The organism is Burkholderia sp. IDO3, assembly GCF_003366075.1.
Classification (GTDB): domain Bacteria; phylum Pseudomonadota; class Gammaproteobacteria; order Burkholderiales; family Burkholderiaceae; genus Burkholderia; species Burkholderia anthina.
Genome location: NZ_CP028963.1, coordinates 1,774,280 through 1,789,943, shown reverse-complemented (window position 1 = coordinate 1,789,943; position 15,664 = coordinate 1,774,280). Strand labels below are relative to the sequence as shown.

Annotated in this window: 15 protein-coding genes; 4 read left to right on the top strand and 11 right to left on the bottom strand. The window is 67.4% G+C overall.

All coding sequences use genetic code 11. From position 1 onward, the window contains the following. Positions 1-292: 292 nt before the first annotated feature. Positions 293-2,071, bottom strand: coding sequence for a methyl-accepting chemotaxis protein (locus DCN14_RS22980; RefSeq protein WP_096505404.1), 1,779 nt, complete (start codon positions 2,069-2,071; stop codon positions 293-295). Here DCN14_RS22980 and DCN14_RS38080 point away from each other — a divergent pair. Further along, entirely contained in the window at positions 2,061-2,216 is a 156-nt protein-coding gene (locus tag DCN14_RS38080; RefSeq protein WP_162826235.1) for a hypothetical protein, read from the top strand. The two genes, DCN14_RS22980 and DCN14_RS38080, sit on opposite strands and share 11 nt — an antisense overlap. 137 nt (positions 2,217-2,353) lie before the next feature. Here the strand turns inward: DCN14_RS38080 and rbsK are convergent, their stop codons facing one another. The 10 genes from rbsK to DCN14_RS22930 form a co-directional block, all read right to left on the bottom strand. Then, on the bottom strand, positions 2,354-3,283 hold the full coding sequence (gene rbsK, locus DCN14_RS22975) for a ribokinase (protein ID WP_096505406.1): 930 nt from the start codon (positions 3,281-3,283) through the stop codon (positions 2,354-2,356). Further along, a complete protein-coding gene (locus tag DCN14_RS22970; RefSeq protein ID WP_096505408.1) occupies positions 3,280-4,311 on the bottom strand; it encodes a LacI family DNA-binding transcriptional regulator in 1,032 nt (343 codons plus the stop codon). Before DCN14_RS22970 ends, rbsK begins: the two co-directional genes overlap by 4 nt. A 35-nt stretch (positions 4,312-4,346) precedes the next feature. Then, positions 4,347-5,366, bottom strand: coding sequence for an ABC transporter permease (locus DCN14_RS22965; RefSeq protein WP_096505410.1), 1,020 nt, complete (start codon positions 5,364-5,366; stop codon positions 4,347-4,349). Beyond that, on the bottom strand, positions 5,363-6,988 hold the full coding sequence (locus DCN14_RS22960) for a sugar ABC transporter ATP-binding protein (RefSeq protein ID WP_096505412.1): 1,626 nt from the start codon (positions 6,986-6,988) through the stop codon (positions 5,363-5,365). Before DCN14_RS22960 ends, DCN14_RS22965 begins: the two co-directional genes overlap by 4 nt. A 147-nt stretch (positions 6,989-7,135) precedes the next feature. Beyond that, positions 7,136-8,086: a sugar ABC transporter substrate-binding protein gene (locus DCN14_RS22955; protein WP_096505414.1), complete on the bottom strand. Its 951-nt coding sequence runs from the start codon at positions 8,084-8,086 to the stop codon at positions 7,136-7,138. A 428-nt stretch (positions 8,087-8,514) separates the two neighbouring features. Continuing rightward, the gene (locus DCN14_RS22950; RefSeq protein ID WP_096505416.1) at positions 8,515-9,441 is read right to left on the bottom strand and encodes a CysB family HTH-type transcriptional regulator; all 927 of its coding nucleotides are present in this window, start codon (positions 9,439-9,441) and stop codon (positions 8,515-8,517) included. Between the two features lie 80 nt (positions 9,442-9,521). Then, positions 9,522-10,580 (bottom strand): sulfate ABC transporter ATP-binding protein, encoded by a 1,059-nt coding sequence (locus DCN14_RS22945; RefSeq protein ID WP_096505418.1) that lies wholly within the window; start codon positions 10,578-10,580, stop codon positions 9,522-9,524. Positions 10,581-10,593: 13 nt separating this feature from the next. Further along, on the bottom strand, positions 10,594-11,541 hold the full coding sequence (gene cysW / locus DCN14_RS22940; RefSeq protein ID WP_096505420.1) for a sulfate ABC transporter permease subunit CysW: 948 nt from the start codon (positions 11,539-11,541) through the stop codon (positions 10,594-10,596). Next, positions 11,538-12,431 carry a sulfate ABC transporter permease subunit CysT gene (gene cysT, locus DCN14_RS22935; RefSeq protein ID WP_096505422.1) on the bottom strand — a complete coding sequence of 298 codons (894 nt, stop codon included), beginning with the start codon at positions 12,429-12,431 and terminating at the stop codon, positions 11,538-11,540. Before cysT ends, cysW begins: the two co-directional genes overlap by 4 nt. A 133-nt stretch (positions 12,432-12,564) precedes the next feature. Continuing rightward, a complete protein-coding gene (locus DCN14_RS22930; RefSeq protein WP_096505424.1) occupies positions 12,565-13,602 on the bottom strand; it encodes a sulfate ABC transporter substrate-binding protein in 1,038 nt (345 codons plus the stop codon). A gap of 264 nt (positions 13,603-13,866) precedes the next feature. Here DCN14_RS22930 and lexA point away from each other — a divergent pair, with 264 nt between their 5' ends. Genes lexA through DCN14_RS22910 form a run of 3 tightly spaced genes read left to right on the top strand, consistent with a single transcriptional unit; the run spans position 13,867 to position 15,595 of the window. Next, positions 13,867-14,514 carry a transcriptional repressor LexA gene (gene lexA / locus DCN14_RS22920; protein ID WP_096505428.1) on the top strand — a complete coding sequence of 216 codons (648 nt, stop codon included), beginning with the start codon at positions 13,867-13,869 and terminating at the stop codon, positions 14,512-14,514. A gap of 26 nt (positions 14,515-14,540) precedes the next feature. Then, entirely contained in the window at positions 14,541-14,879 is a 339-nt protein-coding gene (locus DCN14_RS22915; protein ID WP_096505430.1) for a hypothetical protein, read from the top strand. Between the two features lie 29 nt (positions 14,880-14,908). Further along, positions 14,909-15,595, top strand: a complete 687-nt coding sequence (locus tag DCN14_RS22910) for a DUF2939 domain-containing protein (RefSeq protein ID WP_096505432.1) — start codon at positions 14,909-14,911, stop codon at positions 15,593-15,595. Positions 15,596-15,664 lie beyond the last annotated feature (69 nt).

The window sequence follows — 15,664 nt, the reverse complement described above, 5'->3', positions numbered from 1 at the left end:
GCGTTGGACGCTTCGGTCGTCGTCGCTGCTCCTCCACTTCTTCGTTCACACACCCCTTCATCCCTATACGTTCGAGCGATCGTGCGCGACGACACGCCACGTGCGCCGTTACAAATTTTTTTCGCATTCTTCGGAGATACCCGTACGTAGCACGGATGCCAAAACACGACGCGCGACGATGCACGATCGTTCATGTGCGCTGTCACATTCTGTCGATCGCCGAAACGACGACGCCCGCATGCCGCGGGCGTCGTGCGCTACCAAATGGGGATAGATGCGCGATGCACGCGAATCAGAACGTCTCCCAGTCGTCGCCGCCGGCGGTGGCTGCGACCGGCGCGGGCGCCGTGGACGCGGCCACGGGTTGGCGAGCCGACGTAGCAATTGCCGTGCGCTTCGCCGGTGCATCGCGACCATCGCGTGCCGTCGCCGGTGCGGACGTCGCAGCCGACACGGCTGCCGGCGCGGCAGGCATCGCGCGCGGCGCTTGACGCGCGGCAGCGACAACCGCTGCCGGTCGTGCCGCTTCGTCGTCGATCCGGAACACCGAAACCGTCTGGCGCAGACGCGCGGCCTGTTCGTCGAGCGATTGCGCCGCCGCAGCGGCCTCCTCGACGAGCGCCGCGTTCTGTTGCGTCACCTCGTCCATCTGCGCGACCGCACGCGCGACCTGGTCGATGCCGCCGCTCTGCTCCTCGGATGCTGCCGCGATCTCGCCCATGATGTCCGTCACACGCTGCACTGCACCGATCACGTCGCTCATCGTGCGCCCCGCTTCGTCGACCAGCGTCGAACCGGTGCGGATGCGGTCCACCGATGCATCGATCAGCGCCTTGATCTCCTTGGCCGCGCTCGACGACCGCTGCGCGAGGCTGCGCACTTCGCCGGCGACCACCGCGAAACCGCGCCCTTCCTCGCCGGCGCGGGCGGCTTCGACGGCCGCGTTCAGCGCGAGAATGTTGGTCTGGAACGCGATCCCCTCGATGATCGCGATGATGTCCGCGATCTTCGCCGAGCTGTCGTTGATCTCGACCATCGTGCCGACCACCTGGCCGACGACGGTATTACCCTTGTTTGCAATTTCGGATGCGTTAGCGGCCAGCGAGCTTGCCTGCCGTGCATTGTCCGCGTTCTGCTTCACGGTGCCGGTCAGCTGCTCCATGCTCGATGCGGTTTCCTGCAACGCCGCGGCCTGCTCTTCCGTGCGCGACGACAGGTCGATGTTGCCGGCGGCAATCTGCCGCGCCGCGGTCGCGATCGACTCGCTGCCGCCGCGTACGGTGCGCACCGTATCGACGAGCGCGTGCTGCATCTTCGCGAGGCCGTCGAGCAGCTGGCCCATTTCGTCGCGCCGGCGCACGACGATCGCGCGTCGCAGGTCGCCCGCGGCGATCGCGTCGAACTGCGCGAGCGCGTCCGCGAGCGGACGGCCGATCGCGCGGCTGAGCGTCAGCCACGACAACACCGCGGCGCCGAAACCGGCGACGAGCACGACGATCGACAGCACGCGCAGCATCTCGTACACCGATTCCGCGTGATTGAAGCTCGCCTGCGCGTCGCGGAACTGGAAGCCGCGCAGCGCTTCGCTCGCGACCGCGAGCTCGTTGTAGCGCACCTGCAACTGTTTCGCGCCGTCGCCGATCCGGTCGTGCCGGTCCGAGCCGACGATGCCCGCGAACGCGTCGCACGCGCTCTGCAGCGCCTGTCGCTTGGCGGCAACGTCCTGCGCAAGCCCGTCCTCTTCCGGCCCGCGCGGCAGCGCGAGATATTTGCGCCACCATGCGTCGGACTGCGTGCGCATGCTGCGGCTGCGCTCGACCGCCGCCGCCGCGTCGGGCGTGCCGGCCAGCATCACCGCGCGGTCGAGCGCCAGCCGCTCGCGCGCCGCGTACATTTCCGCGACGGCAACATCCACCGCGCTCGGCATCTGGTTCGTGAAAATTTCGCGCGTCGAGTCGTTCGAGCGCGCCATCCCGTACAGGCCGAGCACGCCGACCACCCCCAGCAGCACGGCGAGAAACGCCATCGTCAAACCAATGCGCGCACGAATCGTCAGGTTTGTGAACACCATCATCCTTCCTGTTTTGCGTCGTCATGGACGGGCCGTGCCCGTTTTCGAAACAGTGTTTCGCCCGATGCATTTACGACCGCGCGCCGCCCAACTTGATGGTATTGACCGCTCTTTTTCACCAATCAGTTCATTAATTACAGATTGATGAATAATGGGGGCGAACCAATGCCGGTTCGCGAAAGCAGGAAGGCGATGGCAACGCGGCTTGCGCGACGACGCCAGAAAAGAAACGGCCGGCCGCCTGCTGCTGCAGGCGCCGGCCGCGATCGGGGCAATCCGGTTCTATTCGCCCAGTTCGGCGAGGGTAGGAATCGATGGCTGCGCACCCGCGCGGGTCACCGACAGCGCCGCCGCGCGCTGCGCGAAGCGAATCGCGGTATCGACGTCCTCGCCGGCCGCGAGCCGCGCGGCGAAACCGCCGATGAAGGTATCGCCGGCCGCGGTCGTGTCGACCGCTTGCACGACCGGCGCCGGGTAATGCCGCGCCGCGCCGTCGGCCGTCAGCGCCAGCACGCCGCGCGCGCCGAGCGTGATCAGCACGTTGCGCGCACCGGCCGCCTGCAGCGCGCGCGCCGCGGCTTGCGCGTCGTCCGGATCGCGCACCGGCAATCCGGTCAAGGCGGCGGCCTCGACTTCGTTCGGGATCAGGTAGTCGACGAGCGGCAGCCAGCCGTCCGGCAGCGGCGCGACGGCCGGGGCCGGATTGAGCACCACCGTGCGGCCGAGCCGCCGCCCGGCCGACAGCGCCGCGAATACGGCGTCCGGCGGCGTCTCGAGCTGGCAGATCAGCACGTCGGTCGCAGCCAGTGCGGCTTCGTGCCGTGCGACCGTATCGGGCGTGACTTCACCGTTGCCGCCCGCGACGATCACGATCGTATTCTGGCTCGCGTCGTCGACGACGATCAGCGCGACGCCGGTCGACGCCGTCGCACTGGTCCCGAGCCGCGTGCAGTCGATGCCCTCCGCTTCGAGGCCGGCCCGCAACGCCGTGCCGTGCGCATCCGCGCCGACGCAGCCGATCATCGCGATCGTTGCGCCGAGCCGCGCGGCCGCGACGGCCTGGTTGCCGCCCTTACCGCCCGCCGCCTGCGCATACGCATGACCGGCCAGCGTTTCGCCCGGCAGCGGCAGCCGCGGCGCGCGCACGACGAGATCCATGTTCAGGCTGCCGACCACCGTCACGCGGCCGGCCGCCGCCGCGCGCGCCGTCATGCGGGAGTGCCGGGCACGACCGGCTCGCGGTAGACCGACGTGGATTCGCGCAGCACGAGGCGCGGCGACACGACGCGACGACGGCTCGGCGCGGACGTCGAGCCGCCGCCGATCCGCTCGATCAGCGTCTGCGCGGCCATTTCGCCAAGCGCGCGCACCGACTGGCCGACCGTCGACAGCGCCGGATACGTGTAACGCGAGAATTCGATGTCGTCGAAGCCGATGATCGAGCAATCGTCCGGCACGCGCATGCCGCGCTCGGCCGCCGCGCGCAGCGCGCCGACGCCCATCAGGTCGTTGCCCGCGAAAATCGCGCTCGGATGCACCGACTCGAACAGCCGCGACGCCGCGTGATAGCCGCCGAGACACGAGAAATCGCTTTCCGCGATCGCGCCCGGCACGATGTCGATCCCGCGCTCGGCCATCGCGCGGATGAAGCCGTGCACGCGCATCGCGCTGACGGCCGTGTCCGTCGGCCCCGTGATGCAGCCGATCTTCGCGTGCCCGAGTTCGAGCAGGTGGCGCGTCGCCAGGTAGGCGCCGCGTTCGTGGTCGATCTGCACGAGATCGGCCGCGAGCCCCTCGATGTTGCGGTCGACGACGACGAGCGGCGCATGCGCGTCCGCGAGCGTCTGCGCCAGCACCGCGTCCTCGCCCGCCGACGCGACGATCAGCCCGTCGATGCGCTTTTCCTGCAGCACGCGCAGATAGTTGCGCTGCTTGACGGGATCGTCGTCCGAATTGCAGAAGAACACGCAATAGCCGTTGGCCGCGCACTGATCCTCGATGCCGCGCGCAAGCTCCGCAAAATACGGATTCGTGCTGTTCGGCACGACGAGGCCGATGGTCGCCGTCGAGCGCGCCTTCAGCGAGCGCGCCACCGCCGATGGCACGTAGTTCAGCTCGCGGATTGCGCCCTCGACCTTCGCACGCACATCCGCGGACACCGGCCGCGAATTGTTCACCACGTGCGAGACGGTCGTAAACGACACGCCCGCCATGGCCGCCACATCCTTGATCGTCGCCATTTCCCGTTTCTCTCTGGTCTGCCTTCTGTGTAGTTCTACCGCGCGCGCGTGCGCCGGCTGCGATACGTATCGAGCACGACCGCCACCACGATCACCGCCCCGGTGATGATGCGTTTGGTCGGCTCGTTCGCGCCGATCTGCGCCAGCCCGGCGGCCAGCACGGAGATGATCAACACGCCGAAAAACGTGCTGATCACCGAGCCGCGCCCGCCCATCAGGCTCGTGCCGCCGATCACGACGGCCGCGATCACCTGCAGCTCGAGGCCGACGCCCGCATTCGGGTCGGCGGCCTCGAGCCGCGAAATCTGGAACAGCGACGCGAGTCCCGCGAGCGCGCCCATCAATGCGAATACGAGGATTTTATACGGCCGCGGGTTAACCCCGGCAAGTCTTACCGCTTCCTCGTTCGTGCCGATCCCGACCAGGTAACGCCCGAACACCGTACGTGCAAGCACGAACTGTGCCGCGATCATCACCGCGACGGCGATCAGGAACGCCGGCGAGATGCCGAGCGCGATCGGATTCGACAGGAAATCGAACGCGTCGCCGATGTACGCGGTGCGCGAATTCGTCAGCTGGTATGCGACGCCGCGCGCCGCCTCCAGCACGCCGAGCGACACGATGAACGACGGAATCCGCCAGCCGACCGTGATCGCGCCCGTCAGCGCGCCGGTGACGGTCGCGATCACGATCCCGGCCAGCGCCGCCGGCAGCGGCCCCCATTGCCACTTCAATGCGGCCACGCTGACCATCGACGCGGCCAGCGCGAGCACCGAGCCGACCGACAGGTCGATCCCGGCGATGATCAGCACGAAGGTCATCCCGACCGACATCACGACGAGATCGGGAATCTGGTTCGCGATCGTACTGAACGTATCGTAGGTCAGGAAATGCGAGCTCAGCGTCGAGAACAGCGCGATCATCGCGGCGAGCGCGCCGGCGAGTCCGAGATAGTTCGACAAACCGAGCCGCGTGCCGGACAGCGCGCGGGCACGACGCCCCGTCACGGTCTGCCGGGCGCCTGCGTCGGTCGGGGATACGGGAGGCTGGGTCATTGATGTCGTCCTGTCGTCGAAGTGCCGCTCGGTGTGCCGGAAGCCGCGCGCGGCGCGGCCTGCGCATCCGGCTGCCGCGCGCCGTCCGGCAGCGCTTCGCGGCCGAAGCCGGCGAACGCCGCGGCCAGCAGCGCATCCTGGGTCCAGTTGCCGCGCTCGAACACGGCGGTCATGCGGCCGGCCGACATCACGCCGATCCGGTCGCAGATCAGCATCAGCTCGCGCAGGTCGCTCGAGACGACCACCAGCGCGCGGCCCTCGCGCGCGAGCGCGCCCATCAGCGTATAGATCTCGAATTTGGCGCCGACGTCGATGCCGCGCGTGGGTTCGTCGAACAGCAGCACGCCCATGTCGCGCGCGAGCCAGCGGCCGATCACGACTTTCTGCTGGTTGCCGCCCGACAGCTCGCCGACCGCCTGCGCGGCGCCGTGCGTGCGGATCCGCAGTGCGTCGATCTGCTGCTCGGCGAGCGCCGTCTCGCGCGCCGTATCGACGATGCCGCCGCGCGCGAGCCGGTCGAGCTGCCCCAGCGACACGTTCGACGTGACCGACTGCGACAGCAGCAATCCTTCGCCCTTGCGGTCCTCGGTGATCAGCGCGATGCCGTGCTTCACCGCGTCGACCGGCGAGCCGATGCGCGCGGGCTTCAGCGGATCGCCGACCGCGATCATCCCGGCGTCCGGCGTATCCGCGCCGTAGATCAGCCGCAGCAATTCGGTGCGCCCCGCGCCGATCAGCCCGGAGATCCCGAAGATTTCGCCCGAACGCACCTCGAGCGATACGTCCTGCACGGCCGTGCCGCGCGTCATGCCCGACACGACGAGTCGCGGCGCGCCGATATGGCGTGCGCCGAGATCGATGTGTTCGCCGATCTCGCGCCCGACCATCAGCGTGACGAGCCCGTCGGATGTCGTCGCGGCCATGTCGCCCACGTGCACGAGCCGACCGTCGCGCAACACCGCGACGCGCTCGGCCACGCGCGCGAGCTCCTCGAGGCGATGCGAGATGTAGACGATCGCCACGCCGCGCGCCTTGAGCCGGTCGATTTGCTCGAACAGCAGCTCGACCTCGCGCGCGGTCAGCATCGCGGTCGGCTCGTCGAGGATCAGCACGCGACAGTCGCCGATCAGGTTGCGCGCGATCTCGACCATCTGCTGGTGGCCGATGCCGAGCGCGCCCACCGGCGTATCGGGGTCGACCGCGTCGAGGCCGACCTGCGCCATCGCGGCGCGCGCGTCCTCGCGCAGCCGCGCGCGGTCGATGATGCCGAAGCGGCGCGGCAAACGGTTCAGGAACAGGTTTTCGGCGACCGTCAGCGTCGGCAGCAGGTTCAGCTCCTGCATCACCATGCGCACGCCGAGCGCCTCGGCCTGCGTGCGGCTCGCCGGCGCATAGGCCTGGCCGCCGAGCTGCATCGTGCCGGCCGTCGGATCGACGAGGCCGCCGATGATCTTCGACAGCGTGCTCTTGCCGGCGCCGTTCTCGCCCGTCAGCGCGAGCGCTTCGCCCGACGCGAGCGTCAGCGTGACGTCGGCGAGCACGGGTTCGGCGTAGGTTTTGCCCACACCGGAGACGGACAGCACGGGAACGGCTGAACGGGAGGGTTGGAAGGTCGGTTCCATCGCGATCCTGGTTGCGGCCGCGCGCACGCGGCGCGCGGGTATGACGCTCACAAGTGCATGTGCATGCAGTGGCCGTGATCGCGCTCACTCCGGATAACGGCCGCCGGCCCGGATTCTTGAGGGCGGCGGCCGCGACCGGCAGCGGCGTTACTTCGTCACGAGATCCACCGGCGTCTCGACCACGCCGGACAAGTCGGCCTGCTTGCGATGCTCGGCGATCGCCTTGAGCGCCGTATCGATGCCGAACACCGCCTGCTTCGCCGCATACTGGTCGGCGGTCGCGAGCACGCGGCCGTCCTTCAGCATCGGCTTGATCGCGTTGATGTTGTCGTAGCCGACCACGAACACCTTGCCCTGTTTGCCTGCCGCGCGCACGGCCGACACGGCGCCGATCGCCATGTTGTCGTTGCCGCACAGCAGCGCGCGCAGGTTCGGGTATTCGTTGAGCATCGCGGACGCAACCGCGTTGCCCTTGTCGATTTCCCATTCGCCCGACTGCACCGACACGACCTTCATCCCGCCCGCCTTCATCGCGTCCTGGAAGCCGGCCGTGCGCTGCTGCGCGTTGGTCGTCGTCGACACGCCCTCGACGATGCCGACCTGGTCGCCCGCCTTCAGCCGCTTCGCGAGGTAGTCGCCGATCTTGCGCGCGCCCTTGCGGTTGTCCGGGCCGACGAACGGCACGTTCAGGTTCTTCGACTTCAGCACGTCCGGATCGAGCCGGTTGTCGATGTTCACGACGATGATGCCCGCGTCGACCGCCTTCTTCACGACCGGCACGAGCGCCTTCGAATCGGCCGGCGCGAGCACGATCGCGTCGACCTTCGACACGATCATCTGCTCGACGATGCGGATCTGGTTCGCGGTGTCGGTCTCGTCCTTGATGCCGTTCGTGATCAGGTCGAACTGGCTGGCGTTGTGCTTCTGGTATTCCTTCGCGCCGTTTTCCATCGTGAGGAAGAACTCGTTGGCGAGCGACTTCATCACGAGCGCGACCTTCGGCTTGGCCGCAGACTGCGCGTGAACGGCCGGTGCGGCAGCGACCGCGACGGCGGCAAGCGCGGCGGTCAGGAAGCGACGGCGAAAGAGGACATTCATACACATCTCCTGGCGACTGGCCCGACGGGCCGGATGGTTGTTTGGCTGTTGTTTTAATGTGAGCAAACGTTTGCACCACACTTCCCGGACATTGGCCATCGATGCTGCTTGTCGGTACCACGGAATGGAAGCAAGGCAGACGGCCGACTGCCTGACGCGTGCTGTCATTGACGCGCCACCGCCGGCGGGACGCCGGCGGAGTGAGGGCTATGCTGTACCGTTTCGGTTCGGCGCGCAACCCGTCTGATCAATATTTAAGGGTTTATTCTGAGCGCCCCACGGGGTATGTCGCGGGGCGGCGGCAATGCATACGCCGGTTGCCGTGCGCCACGCCGCACCCTGCACGACAGGCGCAACCGATGGTTCGGCGCGCCCGTGCAATGCATCCGGCGAGCGCATGCCGCGCCGCCGAACGATCGCCCGCGCGATCAGACCGCTTCGCGCAGCAGTCCCGCGATTTCCGCTTCGTTCAGATGCGGCGCGAACATCTCGATCAGCCGGTACGCATACGCACGCAGGAACGCACCCTTGCGCAACCCGACGCGCGTCGTGCTCGCCTCGAACAGATGCTGCGTGTCGAGCGCGACGAGGCCCGTGTCGCGCTGCGGATCGAACGCCATGGCCGCGACGACGCCGATCCCCATCCCGAGCTCGACGTAGGTCTTGATCACGTCCGCGTCGATCGCGGTCAGCACCACATCCGGCACCGCGCCGGCCTGCGTGAACGCCTGGTCGATGTGCGAGCGGCCCGTGAAATCCTGGTCGTACGTGATGATCGGATACTCGGCGATTTCCTCGAGCGTCAGGTTCTCGCGGCCGACGAGCGGATGCCCCTTCGGCACGACGACCGTGTGGTGCCACGAATAGCACGGGAACGTGACGATGTCCGGATAGCGGTCGAGCGCCTCGGTCGAGATGCCGAGATCCGCTTCGCCGTTCAGGATCATCTGCGCGATCTGCTGCGGGCTGCCCTGGCGCAGCGCGAGATGCACCTTCGGGAATACGTCGGTGAACTGCCGGATCACCTTCGGCAATGCGTAGCGTGCCTGCGTGTGCGTCGTCGCGACGACGAGGTGGCCGCTGTCCTGATCCGCGAACTGACGCGCGACGCGGCGCAGGTTCTCGGCGTCGAGCAGCATCCGCTCGATCAGCTGGTGCACGGCCTTGCCGGGCTCCGTGAGCCCGGTGAGGCGCTTGCCGCGCCGAATGAAGATGTCGACGCCCAGTTCGTCCTCGAGATCCTTGATCTGCTTCGACACGCCCGACTGCGACGTATACAGCACGTTCGCGACTTCCGTCAGGTTCATGTTCTGACGCACGGCTTCGCGCACGAAACGCAATTGCTGAAAATTCATGGGTATGCCTCTTAGGCTGTCGTTGTTCGAATGTCGATTCGGAGCGGTGTCCGCTCTCTTCTCTTTACCGGGTTCGGGCGTCAGTGTGCGGGAAATACGCGCACCGCGCGCGGTACCGCCGTCGCGCCGTCGCCGACCTGCAACGCGAGCGCACGCCACGCGTCGCGATCGAGTTCGGCTTCGAGCGCGCCCCCCGCGCGCGCCTCGAGTTCGACCCGCACCGAGCCGCCGAGCGGGATCACGCGGCGCACGTCCACCGCGATGCCGTCGCGATGCCCGTCGCCGGCCGGCCAGAGCTGCAGGTCGTGCGGCCGCACGTAGGCGTTCGCGGGGCCCGCGAAATCCGCGTCGACCGCGATCGGCGCCGCCGCGCCTTCGGCGACGAAGCCGCTCCCGGCGACCGTGCCCGGCAGCCGGTTCGCCGCGCCGAGGAACTCGTAGACGAACGCGCTTTGCGGATGATCGTAGACGTCCTGCGGGCTGCCGACCTGCTCCACGTGACCGCGGTTCAGCACGACGATCCGGTCGGCCACTTCGAGCGCTTCCTCCTGGTCGTGCGTGACGAAGATCGTCGAGATGTGCAGGTCGTCGTGCAGGCGCCGCAGCCAGCTGCGCAATTCCTTGCGCACCTTCGCGTCGAGCGCGCCGAACGGCTCGTCGAGCAGCAGCACTTTCGGCTCGACCGCGAGCGCGCGCGCCAGCGCGATCCGCTGCCGCTGGCCGCCCGACAGTTCGGACGGATAGCGCTGCGCGAGCCAGTCGAGCTGCACGAGCTTCAGCAGTTCATGCACCTTGTCGCGGATCACGGCTTCCGACGGCCGCTCGCGACGCGGCTTCACGCGCAGCCCGAACGCGACGTTCTCGAATACCGTCATGTGGCGGAACAGCGCGTAGTGCTGGAACACGAAGCCGACCTGGCGATCGCGCGCGCCGACCGACGCGACGTCGAGCCCCTGCAGCACCACCTGGCCAGCGTCCGCGTGCTCGAGGCCCGCGATCACGCGCAGCAGCGTGGTCTTGCCGCAGCCGGACGGCCCGAGCAGGGCGACGAGCTCGCCCGGCGGAAAGTCGAGCGACACGTTGTCGAGTGCGGTGAAATCGCCGAAGCGCTTTTGAAGGTGACGGACGGTGATACCCATTCTGGTTGCCTCTTTACGATTTCGACGAAATGGCGGCGACGGGGCCGGCATGAGCGGGAACGTCATCGCGTGCGCTGGCCAGTTCGGCGGCGAGGTGACGTTCGGCGAGCAGTTTCAGCGCGAGCGTGACGAGCGCGAGCAGCGCCAGCACCGACGCCACCGCGAACGCCGCCGCGAAGTTGTATTCGTTGTACAGGATCTCGACATGCAGCGGCATCGTGTCGGTCACGCCGCGGATGTGGCCGGACACGACCGACACCGCGCCGAACTCGCCCATTGCGCGCGCGTTGCACAGGATCACGCCGTACAGCAGGCCCCACTTCACGTTCGGCAGCGTCACGCGGCGGAAGATCTGCCAGCCCGACGCACCGAGCACGCGCGCGGCCTCTTCCTCGTCGGTGCCCTGCGCCTGCATCAGCGGAATCAGCTCGCGCGCGACGAACGGGAACGTGACGAAGATCGTCGCGAGCACGATGCCCGGCACCGCGAAGATGATCTGTACGTCGTGATCCTGCAGCCACGGGCCGAGCCAGCCCTGCGCGCCGAACAGCAGCACGTACACGAGGCCCGAGATCACCGGCGACACCGAGAACGGCAGGTCGATCAGCGTGGTGAGCAGCGCCTTGCCGCGGAATTCGAATTTCGCGATCGCCCACGATGCGCACACGCCGAACACGAGGTTCAGCGGCACCGCGATCACCGCGACGGTCAGCGTCAGCTTGATCGCCGACCACGCATCCGGATCGGCGAGCGATTCGAAATAGAAGCCGACGCCCTTGCGCAGCGCCTCGAAGAACACCGCGGCGAGCGGCACGACGAGGAAGAACGCGAGGAACGCCAGCGCGACGCCGATCAGCAGCCAGCGCACGGCGCGCGACTCGCCGACGGGATCGAGCTGTTTCGCGGCGCGCGCGCGCGCGGTGGACGGATTGTTCAGCACGGCGGTGGACTCCTGGCTCATTGCTGGCCTCCTGCTGCGGCAACGGCGACGGTCGCCGGTGCGGGGCCGCTCGCCCCCTTGCTCGTCCTGCGCTGCAGATACCACTGCAGCGTGTTGATCAACAACAGCATCAGGAACGACACGACCAGCATCACGACCGCCAGCGCGGTGGCGCCCGCGTAGTCGTACTGCTCGAGCTTCGTGATGATGAGCAGCGACGTGATCTCGGATTTCATCGGCACGTTGCCGGCGATGAAGATCACCGATCCGTATTCGCCGAGCGCGCGCGCGAACGCGAGCGCGAAGCCGGTGAGCAGCGCGGGCAGCACGGCCGGCAGCACGACGCGACGGAACGTGAGCCAGCGCGATGCGCCGAGGCATGCGGCGGCCTCTTCCTGCTCGCGCTCGAAATCCTCGAGCACCGGCTGCACGGTGCGCACGACGAACGGCAGCCCGATGAAGGTCAGCGCGACCAGCACGCCGACCGGCGTGAACGCGATCTTGATGCCGAACGGCGCGAGATACTGGCCGACCCAGCCGTTGGTCGCATAGACGGCCGCGAGCGAGATGCCGGCGACCGACGTCGGCAGCGCGAACGGCAGGTCGACGATCGCGTCGACGAGGCGCTTGAACGGGAACGTGTAGCGCACCAGCACCCACGCGACGAGAAACCCGAACACGGCGTTGATCACGGCGCCGCCCAAGGCGGAGGTGAACGTCAGCCGGTACGACGCGAGCACGCGCGGCGACGTGACGGCGGTGACGAACTGGTCCCACGACAGCGTCGCGGTCTTCAGGAACGTGGCGGCGAGCGGGATCAGCACCACGAGGCTCAAATAGGCCACCGTGATGCCGAGCGTCACGCCGAAACCGGGCAGCGCGCTCGGCTTGCGAAAGGTGTACGTCGTCATCGGATGCTCTTGCTGGGTCGATGCTGCTCACGGGCCCGACGGCCTGCCGGCGCGGGGAGTCGCGCCGGCAGGCCGTCGGAGATGCGGCGCGCTGTCGTGGCGCGCCGCTGTCGTTATGGTTCGTTACGTGGCGTTACTGCGGCTTGTAGATCGAATCGAACACGCCGCCATCCGCGAAATGCGTCTTCTGCGCATTCGTCCAGCCGCCGAACGTGTCGTCGACCGTGTACAGCTTCAGCTTCGGGAACTGCTTGGTCAGCTCCGCCGGCACGCTCTTCGAGCGCGGACGGTAGTAGTTGCGTGCCGCGATCTCCTGGCCCTGCGGGCTGTACAGGAAGTTCAGGTAGGCCTCGGCCAGCTTGCGCGTGCCCTTCTTGTCGACCACCTTGTCCACCACCGCGACGGGCGGCTCGGCCAGGATGCTCACCGACGGCACGACGATCTCGAACTTGTCGGTGCCGAATTCCTTGATCGACAGGAACGCCTCGTTCTCCCACGCGATCAGCACGTCGCCGATCCCGCGCTGCACGAAGCTCGTCGTCGCGCCCCGCGCGCCCGAATCGAGCACGCCGGCGTTCTTGTACAGCTTCGTCACGAATTCCTTCGCCGTCTGCTCGTTGCCGCCCGGCTTGTGCACGGCATATGCCCACGCGGCGAGGTAGTTCCAGCGTGCGCCGCCCGACGTCTTCGGGTTCGGCGTGACGATCGAGATGCCCGGCTTGGTCAGGTCGTCCCAGTCCTTGATCCCCTTCGGATTGCCCTTGCGCACCAGGAACACGATCGTCGACGTGTACGGCGACGCGTTGTCCGGCAGGCGCTTTTGCCAGTCCTTGTTGATGAGTCCCTTGTTCGCGAGCGCGTCGATGTCGTACGCGAGCGCCAACGTGACGACGTCGGCCTGCAGGCCGTCGAGCACCGAGCGCGCCTGCGCGCCCGAGCCGCCGTGCGACTGCTTGAAGTTGACCGTCTCGCCCGTCTTCGCCTTCCACTCCTTGCCGAACGCCTGGTTGAAGTCCTGATACAGCTCGCGCGTCGGGTCGTACGACACGTTCAGGAACGTCGTATCGGCCTGGGCATGCGTCGCGACGCCCAGCGCCGCCGCCGCGCCCAGCGCGAGTGTTGCGATCAGGCGGCCCACTCCGCCCACCAGCCCCGTATTGCGCTTCGCCATCCTTGGTTCTCCAGTGTTGTCGGTATTGCGATGTCGAGCCAGTCTAGCGAACGGGTTACATGATTAAAAATAATCGTTCTTCATTTTTTAATACTCAAAAGTGCTAACGCATACTGGACGGACGGTTGCGGCAGACGAACCGGCGTCCGGGCGTCGCGACATCGCGCCGGAATCGGCGTGATCGCGTCGAACCTCAAGTAACACTTGAAATTCGCGAAGTACTGTATAAAAATACAGCTCACTGTCTATCCATACAGTTCAGCCATGACCAAACTCACTGCCCGTCAGCAGCAAGTGTTCGACTTGATCCGCCGCGCGATCGAGCGCTCCGGATTCCCGCCCACGCGCGCCGAGATCGCGGCCGAGCTGGGTTTCAGCTCGCCGAATGCGGCCGAGGAACACCTGCGTGCGCTGGCGCGCAAGGGCGTGATCGAGCTGGCCGCCGGCGCCTCGCGCGGCATCCGCCTGCTCGGCCTCGACGATTCCCCGCACCAGTTCACGCTGCCGCATGCCGGCCTGATGCAACTGTCGCTGCCGCTCGTCGGCCGCGTCGCGGCCGGTAGCCCGATCCTCGCGCAGGAACATATCTCGCAGCATTACGCGTGCGATCCCGCGCTGTTCACCAGCAAGCCGGACTACCTGCTGAAGGTGCGCGGCCTGTCGATGCGCGACGCCGGCATTCTCGACGGCGATTTGCTCGCGGTGCAGAAGCGCACCGAGGCGAAGGACGGCCAGATCATCGTTGCGCGTCTGGGCGACGACGTCACGGTCAAGCGTTTGATGCGCCGGCCCGGCGGCCTCGAGCTGATCGCGGAGAACCCGGATTACGAAAACATCTTCGTCAAGGCCGGCAGCGCGGAGTTTGCGCTGGAAGGCATCGCCGTCGGGCTGATCCGCTCGGGCGAACTCTGACAATCGGTCTCGCTGAGGAGAACATCATGGAACGCCTTGCCCGTCTGCTGCCTTTCCGTCAATTCGGTCGCCTGCGTCACCTGCGCGGCCGCACGCCTTGTGCGCCGCTGTCCGCTGCAGCGCCCGTGGCGAGCCAAGAAGTCGCAGTTGAACGGCAGGCGTCGCTGCTGCCGTCAGCGCTGCCCGCGTTCGCGCGGGTATCGCTGAACGCCGGCCTGAATCACGCCGAGCCGGCGCGCCGCGCACCCGTGCGCGTGTATCACGGCCGGTCGCGGCTGATCATGGTCGGCACGATCGACGCCGTGTGCCGGATGATCGATCGCTGCATCGCAGAGGAACGATCGGCCCAGCAAGGCGGTCTCTGATTGCGGAACCTGTCCGCACCGGAGGCATCGTGATTGAATCGTCGGGCCGCACGTCGCGGCTCAAACCCCTGCTGATCGTCGCGCTGGCCGTTGTCGTCATTGCGGCGATCGGCTACGCGTACGCATCGCCGTACGTCGCGCTCGGTCGCCTGAAATCGGCGATCGATGCGCGCGATGCGCAGGCGGTCAGTGAGTATGTCGATTTCCCGTCGCTGCGCATCAGCCTGAAGCAGCAGGTCACGGAAGAGTTGATGCGCCGGATCGACTCGGTCAAGAAGAACAATCCGTTCGCGGTGATCGGCGCATTGATCGGGTCGGCATTGATCGGCCCGCTGGTCGATGCGTATGCGACACCTGAAGGCGTGGCGGCGTTGATGAGCGGCATACCCCCGCGCGGCAATCCGGGCGAACGCCCGCCTGAATGGTCTGGTCCGCCTCCGGGCACGACTGCAGGTAATGAACCCGCCGCGCCGGCGAGCGCGCCCGCGTCCGGCAGCAACGCCGCTCCCCCCGCTGCACCAGCACCAGCACCGTCGCCCGCACCGGCCAGCGCGAGCGATACAGGCCATCCGCAGCAAACGCGCGCCGGCTACCGGAATATCGATGAATTTGTCGTGACCTATCAACGCAGCGGCGATGGCACGCGCTATGCGGCGATCTTTCACCGCTTCGGTCTGTTCTCGTGGAAGCTGTCCGCGATCGACCTGCACGCGTAATCGATCGCAATCGATGTGCATGCCGCCGATACGGCACAGCGCGTGACCGACGTGAATCGCAGGGCGAGT

What these genes read in the sequence shown, in the direction of transcription:
- DCN14_RS22980 (WP_096505404.1), bottom strand. Translation starts at nt 2,071, where the DNA reads ATGGTGTTCACAAACCTGACGATTCGTGCGCGCATTGGTTTGACGATG.
- lexA (WP_096505428.1), top strand. Translation starts at nt 13,867, where the DNA reads ATGACCAAACTCACTGCCCGTCAGCAGCAAGTGTTCGACTTGATCCGC.
- cysT (WP_096505422.1), bottom strand. Translation starts at nt 12,431, where the DNA reads ATGACGACGTACACCTTTCGCAAGCCGAGCGCGCTGCCCGGTTTCGGC.
- DCN14_RS22955 (WP_096505414.1), bottom strand. Translation starts at nt 8,086, where the DNA reads ATGAATGTCCTCTTTCGCCGTCGCTTCCTGACCGCCGCGCTTGCCGCC.
- DCN14_RS22950 (WP_096505416.1), bottom strand. Translation starts at nt 9,441, where the DNA reads ATGAATTTTCAGCAATTGCGTTTCGTGCGCGAAGCCGTGCGTCAGAAC.
- DCN14_RS22960 (WP_096505412.1), bottom strand. Translation starts at nt 6,988, where the DNA reads ATGGAACCGACCTTCCAACCCTCCCGTTCAGCCGTTCCCGTGCTGTCC.
- cysW (WP_096505420.1), bottom strand. Translation starts at nt 11,541, where the DNA reads ATGAGCCAGGAGTCCACCGCCGTGCTGAACAATCCGTCCACCGCGCGC.
- DCN14_RS22930 (WP_096505424.1), bottom strand. Translation starts at nt 13,602, where the DNA reads ATGGCGAAGCGCAATACGGGGCTGGTGGGCGGAGTGGGCCGCCTGATC.
- DCN14_RS22970 (WP_096505408.1), bottom strand. Translation starts at nt 4,311, where the DNA reads ATGGCGACGATCAAGGATGTGGCGGCCATGGCGGGCGTGTCGTTTACG.
- DCN14_RS22915 (WP_096505430.1), top strand. Translation starts at nt 14,541, where the DNA reads ATGGAACGCCTTGCCCGTCTGCTGCCTTTCCGTCAATTCGGTCGCCTG.
- DCN14_RS22965 (WP_096505410.1), bottom strand. Translation starts at nt 5,366, where the DNA reads ATGACCCAGCCTCCCGTATCCCCGACCGACGCAGGCGCCCGGCAGACC.
- DCN14_RS22945 (WP_096505418.1), bottom strand. Translation starts at nt 10,580, where the DNA reads ATGGGTATCACCGTCCGTCACCTTCAAAAGCGCTTCGGCGATTTCACC.
- rbsK (WP_096505406.1), bottom strand. Translation starts at nt 3,283, where the DNA reads ATGACGGCGCGCGCGGCGGCGGCCGGCCGCGTGACGGTGGTCGGCAGC.